At 59.8% G+C, this 8,597-nt stretch carries 8 protein-coding genes; 3 read left to right on the top strand and 5 right to left on the bottom strand.

What is annotated here, in order from left to right; genetic code table 11:
• Nucleotides 1-221: hypothetical protein (locus VFI82_14370; protein ID HET7185867.1), on the bottom strand; the 221-nt coding region annotated here is incomplete at its 3' end.
• 2 nt (nt 222-223) lie between these two features.
• On the opposite strand from VFI82_14370, the gene VFI82_14365 reads away from it, so the two are divergent.
• The gene (locus tag VFI82_14365) at nt 224-2,167 is read left to right on the top strand and encodes a TonB-dependent receptor (GenBank protein HET7185866.1); all 1,944 of its coding nucleotides are present in this window, start codon (nt 224-226) and stop codon (nt 2,165-2,167) included.
• Between the two features lie 24 nt (nt 2,168-2,191).
• Entirely contained in the window at nt 2,192-2,770 is a 579-nt protein-coding gene (locus tag VFI82_14360) for a YfiR family protein (protein HET7185865.1), read from the top strand.
• Nucleotides 2,771-2,796: 26 nt separating this feature from the next.
• On the opposite strand, the gene VFI82_14355 is transcribed toward VFI82_14360, so the two are convergent.
• From VFI82_14355 to VFI82_14340, 4 genes are all read right to left on the bottom strand, one after another.
• The gene (locus VFI82_14355; protein HET7185864.1) at nt 2,797-4,305 is read right to left on the bottom strand and encodes a SagB family peptide dehydrogenase; all 1,509 of its coding nucleotides are present in this window, start codon (nt 4,303-4,305) and stop codon (nt 2,797-2,799) included.
• A 72-nt stretch (nt 4,306-4,377) separates the two neighbouring features.
• Entirely contained in the window at nt 4,378-4,689 is a 312-nt protein-coding gene (locus VFI82_14350; GenBank protein HET7185863.1) for a hypothetical protein, read from the bottom strand.
• Between the two features lie 89 nt (nt 4,690-4,778).
• Complete coding sequence (locus tag VFI82_14345; GenBank protein HET7185862.1) at nt 4,779-5,219, bottom strand: hypothetical protein; 441 nt, start codon at nt 5,217-5,219, stop codon at nt 4,779-4,781.
• 193 nt (nt 5,220-5,412) lie between these two features.
• Complete coding sequence (locus tag VFI82_14340) at nt 5,413-6,522, bottom strand: TIGR03118 family protein (protein ID HET7185861.1); 1,110 nt, start codon at nt 6,520-6,522, stop codon at nt 5,413-5,415.
• A 622-nt stretch (nt 6,523-7,144) separates the two neighbouring features.
• Between VFI82_14340 and VFI82_14335 the strand changes: the two genes are divergently transcribed.
• Nucleotides 7,145-8,593, top strand: coding sequence for an FAD-linked oxidase C-terminal domain-containing protein (locus VFI82_14335; GenBank protein HET7185860.1), 1,449 nt, complete (start codon nt 7,145-7,147; stop codon nt 8,591-8,593).
• The last annotated feature ends 4 nt before the right edge of the window (nt 8,594-8,597 follow it).

The raw sequence follows: 8,597 nt of genomic DNA, 5'->3' as shown, positions 1-8,597 counted from the left end.
AAGCCGTCGCGAAGGCGCATGGGGTATTCAGGGAACAGCAGGCGCGGCCCGACGGGTTTGCCGGGGACGCGCGTTCCGGTCATGGAAGGACGGAAGTTTGCGCTGGGGGTGGAAGGTGGCAATGGGGAATGCAAGTCCGGCCGGATGCGAAAGGCGACGGCGCGTTTCGTGGCGGCGGCTTCGTGGCTTGGCAGCTTTGCTGGTTTGGACTCTGGCGCCATTCGTGGCTGCCCAGCAAAAACCCAACCTCGCTGAACTGGACATCGAAGACCTGATGAAAATCGAGGTCACGTCGGCGGCCAAGAAGGAGCAAAAGCTGCAAATGATTCCGGCCGCGGTTTACGTAATCACGCCGGAAGAAATTCGCCGGTCCGGCGCCACGAGCGTTGCGGAAGTATTGCGCCTGGTGCCGGGAGTCGAAGTAGCGCGGGTGAACTCCGAGACGTGGGCCATCAGCATCCGGGGGTTTAACAGCTGGTACTCCAACAAGCTCCTGGTCATGGTGGACGGACGGAGTGTCTACCTGCCGACGTTTTCCGGTGTGAGCTGGTGGTCCCAGGACCTGGTGCTGGAGGACATCGAGCGTATCGAGGTGATCCGGGGGCCGGGCGCGTCGCTGTGGGGCTCCAATGCCGTGAATGGAGTCATCAACATCATCACCAAGTCGAGTGCCGATACTCAAGGTGGGATGTTTTCGGCAGGTGGAGGGAATGAAGACCACGGATCGGGTGTCGGACGATATGGCAGCCGCGTGGGGTCGAAAGGAACTTATCGCGTATTTGCAAAATACATCGATCGCGGCAGCTACGTGGATTCCACCGGCGCTGACATGCATAACGGATGGGGCCTGAGTCATGGCGGCTTTCGGAGCGACTGGGCTGTTTCCGACCGGGACTCGCTGACGATTTCGGGAGACATTTACTCCGGTAATGGCGCACCGGTTTTCGGAGTCGTTATTCCCCAGCCGCCGTTCCAACAAGATCTCAACCTGCCAAGAAATATCGATGGAGGTAACGTCCTACTGCGATGGCAGCGAACCTGGGCGGGAGGATCACGATCCACCTTGCAAGCTTATTACGATCGCGCGCACGAATTCAGCCCGGTCTACGGCATGACGCAGCACACCTTTGATCTGGATGCACAATACCAGTGGCGCATGGGCAGGCGGCATGAATTTGTGTCGGGTTTCGATTTTCGCGTGCTCTCGGAGCGGTCACAGAACAGTCTCAGTCTTGCCGTTCGGCCGCAGGACCAGACGTTCCGGCTGTTCAGCGGATTTTTGCAGGACGAAATTGCCATCATCCCCAACCATTTGAAACTTACGCTCGGATCGAAGTTTGAGTCCAATGACTTCAGCGGCATTGATGCCCAGCCCACGGTTCGCGTGCTATGGATGCTAAAACCGCAACATACTGTTTGGACAGCGGTCTCGCGAGCGGTGCGTACACCGAGCTTCTCCGACCGGGGAAGTGAAATGCCGGTGGCGGTTTTACCCGGACCGGTTCCGACAATAATCACCTCGATGGGCAATCCGGAATTTCGGTCCGAGGACCTGCTCGCGTATGAAGCCGGATATCGCGCGCAGCCGACAACTAGCACCACGATCGATGTAGCTGCCTTTTATAACATCTACCATCACGTGCAGGGGGCAGGTCCACTGGGTGTGCCTTGGCTGGAAACCGAACCTCCGCCGGTCCGCGTCATAGCTCCCATGCCGACGAACAATCTGTTCGACGCAAAGAATTACGGAGTGGAAGTGTGCACCAGCTATGCGCCGGTGCACGGATGGAAGCTCTATGCGGGTTACACGTGGTTGAAGAGCTCAAGCCATGTTGATCCTGCTTACGCCGCTACAGCGTTCGTGATGATGGCGCCCGGGGAGAACCCGGTCCACCAGTTGCAGTTCAGGTCGCTGTTATCGCTCCCACATGCGGTGGAATTCGATAATTTTCTCTATTACGTAAGCCGGCTTCCGGTCCAGTCCGTACGTGCGTACGTACGCTGGGATGTGCGTTTCGGGTGGCATCCGCGCAGTAATCTTGAACTGTCCGTAGGCGGCCAAAATCTATTGTCGGATCGCCACACCGAGTTCAGTCCATTGATTCCGCTGCTCAGTGATGGTCAAGTGTCGCGCAGCATTTATGGAAAATTGACGTGGCGTTTCTGAATTGCGGGCAAACAGGCGATGGGCATGCGGTTTGATGGAATCCAGTATCGATGCCGGACCTGGCTGGTTGCGGTCTCATTCTGCCTGCTGAGTTGCCTGCTACCGCAACCGGCAAGTTCTCAAACAGCCAAGGCGGAAGAATACGAGGTCAAAGCGGCCTTCCTGCTCAATTTCGCCAAGTTTGTGCGCTGGCCGGAAACAAACAACGAAATCCGGATATGCGTGCTGGGAGATGATCCGTTCGGAGCGGTGCTGGACCGCATGGCTGGCGGCATGATCATCGAGGGCCGGCCAATTCTGCTGGAACGGATGCAGCAACCTCATGGTGCGCGGCGGTGCCACATCGTATTTCTGTCTCCGTCGCTGCGCGACAAGACCCAGGTTGCTCTCGACAGCCTGCGCGGCGGCAGCATTCTCACGGTGGGAGAAACTTCCGACTTCACCCGTGTGGGGGGAATCATCAGGATGGTGCTGGCCGGGAGCCGGGTGCAATTCCAGATCAATGTCGATGCTGCCGAACGTGCGAAGCTGAACATCAGCGCCAAACTGCTGTCACTGTCCCAAATCGTACACGATGCGGACAAGAAAGACGGCGGCGGTTGAGCGACGGGAGTGTTTCTGCGATGTGGTCAGCGTTTCCGCAGCGCGCTCTGCCCCAGGCAAACCAGGAAGATGGCGCTCTTGCCGGCCGCGTGAGGGGAGAAGAAATTAACGACATCATCGTCGTAAAAGGTGAGCCCGCTGGCGCCCAGACCGAGCGCATACGCGGCAAGATACAGCTTGCCGCCGAGAATGCCCGCCTCCAGTTGCGCGGCGCGGTAACCCCGGTTGCCGTATCGCGCAAGGACCTGGCGCAGATCGGCGAGAAAGAAGACGTTGGCGGCAGCGTCGGCGGGCAAGTCCTGCTCGAGCCCTAAATATCCCGCCTGGCGGCGAAAATCGCCCGCTTTCAGCAACTCCAATTCGCGCCGGTCGCGATGGAAGTAGTAGGCGCCGGGCTGCAGGCCGTCCACAGCATTGACCACCACGTACATGTGATTGAGTTGTGCGCCGGAAGGATTATGGAAGTCGGCGGGAAATCCGCGCGTGGAGCGGTCCAACATGGTGGAAAGCTGCGCCAGGCTGATGGGCTCACGAGTGAACTGACGGGTGGAACCACGGCGCAGGATTACGCGCTCGATCGCCTCGCGCGGCAGTTCTTCCTCCGTCAATGGTTGCAGGGCGATGGTGGGACCGCCGGGCGCGACAACGTCATCCGGGGTTTTCTGTTCGCGCCACAGGCGCACCTCGTCCGCGCTCGCCAACGATGATGCCGCGTGCATCTCTCGCATGGCCGGGTAATCCACTTCATGGTGGGACAGCGGCAAGGTCTCGAGCCGCAGCGGTTCCACAGCCGGCCGCTCGGGCACGGGAGACGATCCTGCCGCGCCCAGCGTAACCATCGAGAACGCCACTTCGCGCTCGACGTCAAGATCGAGCAAGCGGTTCACCTCGTCGTCGACGAAACCCATTACTACCGTGGACGGCAGTTGGGTCGCCGTGCTCATGGCGAGCAGGTTGGCGAGAATTGTGCCGTTGTCCCAGCCGAAGTGCCGATAGGTGCGCGCCTGATACTTCCAAGAGTTGCGCCAATAGGTCCCGGTGCAGACGAGAGTGACCGGCGCCGCCGCGACTGCCGGATGTCCAGCTTCCGCCAGCACGCCGCGAAAATCGCCGGCGCGCAATTTGCGCAATCCGAATTCAGCCGGAGCGAACTGGTAGACTCCGGCGGCCAGGTCCGGCAGGTCTGCGCATACCAGGTAGAGCTCGATTTCATAGAGTGCGCCGGTACAGGCCGCGGCACGCATGTAGAGTTCGCCGCCGGGGTACGACTTGCGCCTGGTGATGCCCGCGGAAAAATAGAGCAATAGCGCCAGGTCCTGCAGGCCGGGCAGCTTGCTGGTGACGGCACGCGCGTTTTCCGAGATCACCGACAGCGCCGCCATTCCCGTCTGCGGCACTTCTTTGGGCAATCGGAGAGGATCAATCGAGGGGTAAATTTTGAACGACAGCGGCCGGTTCGACCAATCCAGGTAGTGCGGATTGCTGCGCACGCTGGCGTAAGAGTGCTTGGTTGCGTCGTGATAACGCCAGGCCATTCCCGTCACGGAATTCTTAGGCTGACTCGGCATGGGAAAGCCCGCTGCAATGAAACGCTGGGACCGGCGCAGCTACAACCTGCCCTCGATAATGGGTGGCTCTGGTCTGCTGGGACTCATCTGTCGCGTGACGTACAACACCGCGAGCGTCCAGGTCGGCACCAGGTCAAGTCCCGGCACCAGCTCGGCCAGGAATGAAGGGACGAAGGCCCAATGCCAGCCCAGCAATCGTGTGAGCATCCACGCGACCGCGATATCGAGCAGGTCATTTGCCGGTGAGAGTGCGCCCTCGCCGAACAGAGGGAACAGCACGATCTGAAGGGCGTCAGCAAACAGCGCGATGCCGAGTGCGGTGCGGTGCTGGCTGCGGTCGAGGTCGGGCATATCTAAATTCTAGCCCCAGTCGACCGGGTGTGGCCAGCATGGGGCTTCAGCGCATGGGCGGAGTGGTCAGTGCTCGATGCTGCCACGATTCAAACGCGAAGCCGCACTTTTCGCGCCCGCAAAGAAAATCCGGCCCCGAACCCCAGGCATACGCAGGCGACCAGTAACTGCGACATTGAGGTTTGCCAGCCGTACAGTCCGAAAGCGTGAGCGATGTAATAGCGAGTTGCCTGGCCAAACATGGCGTAGAGGACAACGACGATGATAAAGCCGGCCACTGCGCCGACCACACCTCCCAGCAAGGCCCTCTGGAAGTTCGCCGCATCCGTCCGACCCCGTGTCGCCGCCCCAAATGACCGGTAGGAAAGAACGCCAGTCACGAGGGCGAAACCAAGAGAAGATGCTCTGAAATGGTGCGGGGTGATCACCAGGACACTGATGGCGCGCGCCGCCAAAACGGCGAAGCACACGCCCGATACCGCGCCGATGATCGTAAACAGCACGCGTGTGCCGCGTATATGCATTGCCATCGAGGAAGCATTGTACTTCCGCGACCGCTGCCGTCCACTATCGATAGCGGGTGGCTTTCGGTTGACAGCTTAACCGAACGGTTTACGCATGCACTGTTGGCACATATGTGAGTCAGCAGGATGCTGATCACGGGGCGATCTGTGCCCCCGCCTGCCGACAATAGCCGCAAGCATGATTGACAAAGTTCTCGTACTACGGCGCCGTGATTTGTCCGAACAGGCCATGCGCTTCATCGGCGATGCCGGCGGTGAAGAACAAGGTCGATGACGGTGCCGCATTGTGGTCGTTGCCGAAGCTCAAGCTCCAAAGCCCATTGATCGTCAATAGATTTCCAAACGGGTCCTTGAGCTGGCCCAGGGCGTTTCCCGTGCTGATGTCGAACGCACTGATCCTGCCGTCGCCAAAATTGCCAACCAGCAGCGCGGTGCCGAACATGCCGAAGCTCGCGGGCGCGAGCGCCAGCCCCCAAGGCGAGTTCAACGTTCCTTCTGAGGCAAAACGCTTCAACAGATTTCCATTCAGGTCAAAGATATCCACGAACCCATTTCCCGGCCCCGCGACATCATCGTGTTTCTTGGCATCCTGCTTGGCGTAGGTGACAAAGAGTTGTCCGTTGATGTTGCGAATCCCGAACGGCGCGAAGCCGGCTGGGACATTGGCATCCGTGAACTTCTTCACCAGTTGGAATTGCCCGTTATACATTTCCACGGTGGCATCGCGGAAGTTGGTGGCATAAAGGAAATTAGCCGAACCGTTATTGCCGATGGCCAGGCCCTTGTAAACCGCCCCGAGCGGGGTGCGGTCGGCGCTTAAACCAGGACCGGAGTGGTTCACGGCGAGGATGGCATGGGTGCCGTCAACCGTCGGACTCCAGCCGCTGATGGTGCCGTCTTCGGTGTCGAAAATGAACCGGCTGGTCCCGGATTTTCCGCCGGAAGAAACCACAAAATCGCTGCTACCGTTGAACACGATGCCGGTCGGACTGGCGACCGCGCCGGCCTTGGCGTTGGGTGGCGTGGGAATAGTCACCACGAGCGCCTGAGCAATACCTTGTCCGGTGTACAGGGTGGAGAATCCGGTGCCGTTGTCGGCAATCCAGAAAGGGCTGGTCGGGCTCGCCGCAATGCCCCAGGCGTTGACCAATTTGGGGTCGGTGAAGTTCGCCACTCCGGCGATGTCCGAAACGAGATTGGTGCGCGTGTAAATGTTCTGAGCCTGCAATGCGATGGCGCTCAAACTCAACGCGACTACCGCCCATACGACCGACCACCCCATTTTGCTTGCCTTCACGCGAACTGACATATGCTTGCCTCCTCTTGGCTGGTCCGTTAAACCAGGTCGGACATCAGTTATGAGTGATGATTCAATCTGCGAGAAGGTTACGCAATTCGCAGCCTTTTCACAGCAATGGTTGAACGGGGGTGCCCATCGCCGTCATTCAGCCCATGGTCGGGCACATGTCGCGAAACTCGCTTTGAAGTCCAACGGCAGCGATCTGCAGACGGAGGTCCGAGTGCCCTGATCGACGAGGCCAACAGCCTTCGCGCCACAGCCGTCCGCAAGCGTGACGCTCGCACTGCGCTGAATGGAATCGACACCGCACTGAAGGCGCTGGAGATGTTCGCCAAGCTCAGCGGTCAACTGCGGGATCCGCAGCACAATCACCTACACCTGCATGGCGAGGTCCCAAGCCGGGGAGAGGCCATTGAGACTGCACGAGAATTGTTGGGAGGTATTCGCGCCAAACCTGTTTTAACTACGGCGACGCAACTTGCCTTCTGTCTCAGACGGTCACACCTTATAGTGACTCCTATCACTGCTAATTGTGTGGGGTAAGGATAGCGTCCACAGCCACAATAGGTGGGCGCCTCCGGCGATGTCTTCACGGAGAGCCGCACCTCGTGCCGTGGTATGGAGGTGCGAAATGGACCCTCTGCTGGTGCGGCAATTTCGTGCCGTCGTGGGAGATGCGGGCCTCATTAGCGGACCGGAGCAACTCCGGACTTACGAATGCGATGGCCTGACGCTCTTCCGCGTAGCCCCCGACCTGGTTCTTCTTCCATCATCAGCGCAAGAGTTGCAGGACATCGTGAAGATTTGCCACCGCGAGCGAATCCCGTTCGTGGCTCGCGGTTCGGGCACGGGACTGAGCGGTGGAGCGCTACCCGTCAAAGGCGGTGTGGTCATCGGGGTTTCAAGGATGAACCACATTCTCGACATCGATATCCTCAACGCGCGCGTCGTGGTCGAGCCCGGCGTGACCAACGCCTCGATCAGCGCGGCGGTTGCGCCGCACGGTTATTTTTACGCGCCGGATCCGGCCTCGCAGATCGTGTGCACCGTGGGCGGCAACGTGGCGGAGAATTCCGGCGGCGTCCACTGTTTCAAGTACGGCGTCACCACCACCTACATCTTGGCGCTGGACGTCGTGCTTTCCGACGGTTCGCTGGTCCATCTGGGAGACAAGACTCTGGAATGTCCGGGGTACGATCTGGTCGGCGCTTTTGTTGGCTCGGAGGGCACCTTCGGAATCGTCACTAAGATCACCTTAAGGATCATCAAGAAGCCGGAGTGCACGCAAACCCTGATGGCGGCTTTCAATTCCATCAGCGAGGCCGGGGCGGCGGTAAGCGCGATCATTTCCGCTGGATTGTTCCCCGCTGGCCTGGAAATCATGGACCACCTTGCGATCGAGGCGGTGGAGGCGGCGGTCCATCCCAATTATCCGAATTGCAAGTCACTGCTGCTGGTAGAGCTGGACGGCTCGATGCGCGAGGTTGACCTGCTGATGGAGAAAGTCGGTCCCATGTGCACTTCCTGCGGGGCATGGGAAATCCGGCTGGCGAAGTCAGAGCCGGAACGCATAGCCATCTGGAAGGGGCGCAAGGCGGCCTTCGCCGCGGTGGGCCGGATCTCGCCGAATTACCTGGTGCAGGACGGCGTCATTCCGCGCACTGCCCTGCCGCGGGTGCTGGCCGAGATCGACCGGCTGAGCACGGAAGCAAATCTGCGGGTGGCCAACGTCTTTCATGCCGGCGACGGCAATCTCCACCCCCTGGTGCTTTATGACCGGCGCATCGAGGGGCAGGAACAGCGGGCCATGGAAGTGGCGGAAAGTATCCTGCAGCTGTGTGTCGACGCGGGCGGCTCCATCAGCGGCGAACACGGTATCGGCGAAGAGAAAAAACACTTTATGCCGGTGATGTTTTCCGCCGCGGATCTCGACGCCATGCAACGCCTGCGCGACGCCTTCGATCCTCTTCAGCTCTGTAACCCCACCAAGATGTTTCCCGGCACGGATGTGAATTACCAGCGGCCGATCGCGTACGAGCCTCACCCCATCGAGAAAGCGGGCCTCGCCCAGAGGTACTAGTTGG

The sequence above is a fragment of the Terriglobales bacterium genome (genome assembly GCA_035691485.1).
Classification (GTDB): Bacteria; Acidobacteriota; Terriglobia; order Terriglobales; family Acidobacteriaceae; genus JAIQGF01.
Note: the sequence above shows the minus strand (reverse complement) of the source record. Positions and strands in the feature narration are given on the sequence as shown.

What these genes read in the sequence shown, in the direction of transcription:
- VFI82_14360 (HET7185865.1), top strand. Translation starts at nt 2,192, where the DNA reads ATGCGGTTTGATGGAATCCAGTATCGATGCCGGACCTGGCTGGTTGCG.
- VFI82_14355 (HET7185864.1), bottom strand. Translation starts at nt 4,305, where the DNA reads ATGGCCTGGCGTTATCACGACGCAACCAAGCACTCTTACGCCAGCGTG.
- VFI82_14350 (HET7185863.1), bottom strand. Translation starts at nt 4,689, where the DNA reads ATGCCCGACCTCGACCGCAGCCAGCACCGCACCGCACTCGGCATCGCG.
- VFI82_14345 (HET7185862.1), bottom strand. Translation starts at nt 5,219, where the DNA reads ATGGCAATGCATATACGCGGCACACGCGTGCTGTTTACGATCATCGGC.
- VFI82_14340 (HET7185861.1), bottom strand. Translation starts at nt 6,522, where the DNA reads ATGTCAGTTCGCGTGAAGGCAAGCAAAATGGGGTGGTCGGTCGTATGG.
- VFI82_14335 (HET7185860.1), top strand. Translation starts at nt 7,145, where the DNA reads ATGGACCCTCTGCTGGTGCGGCAATTTCGTGCCGTCGTGGGAGATGCG.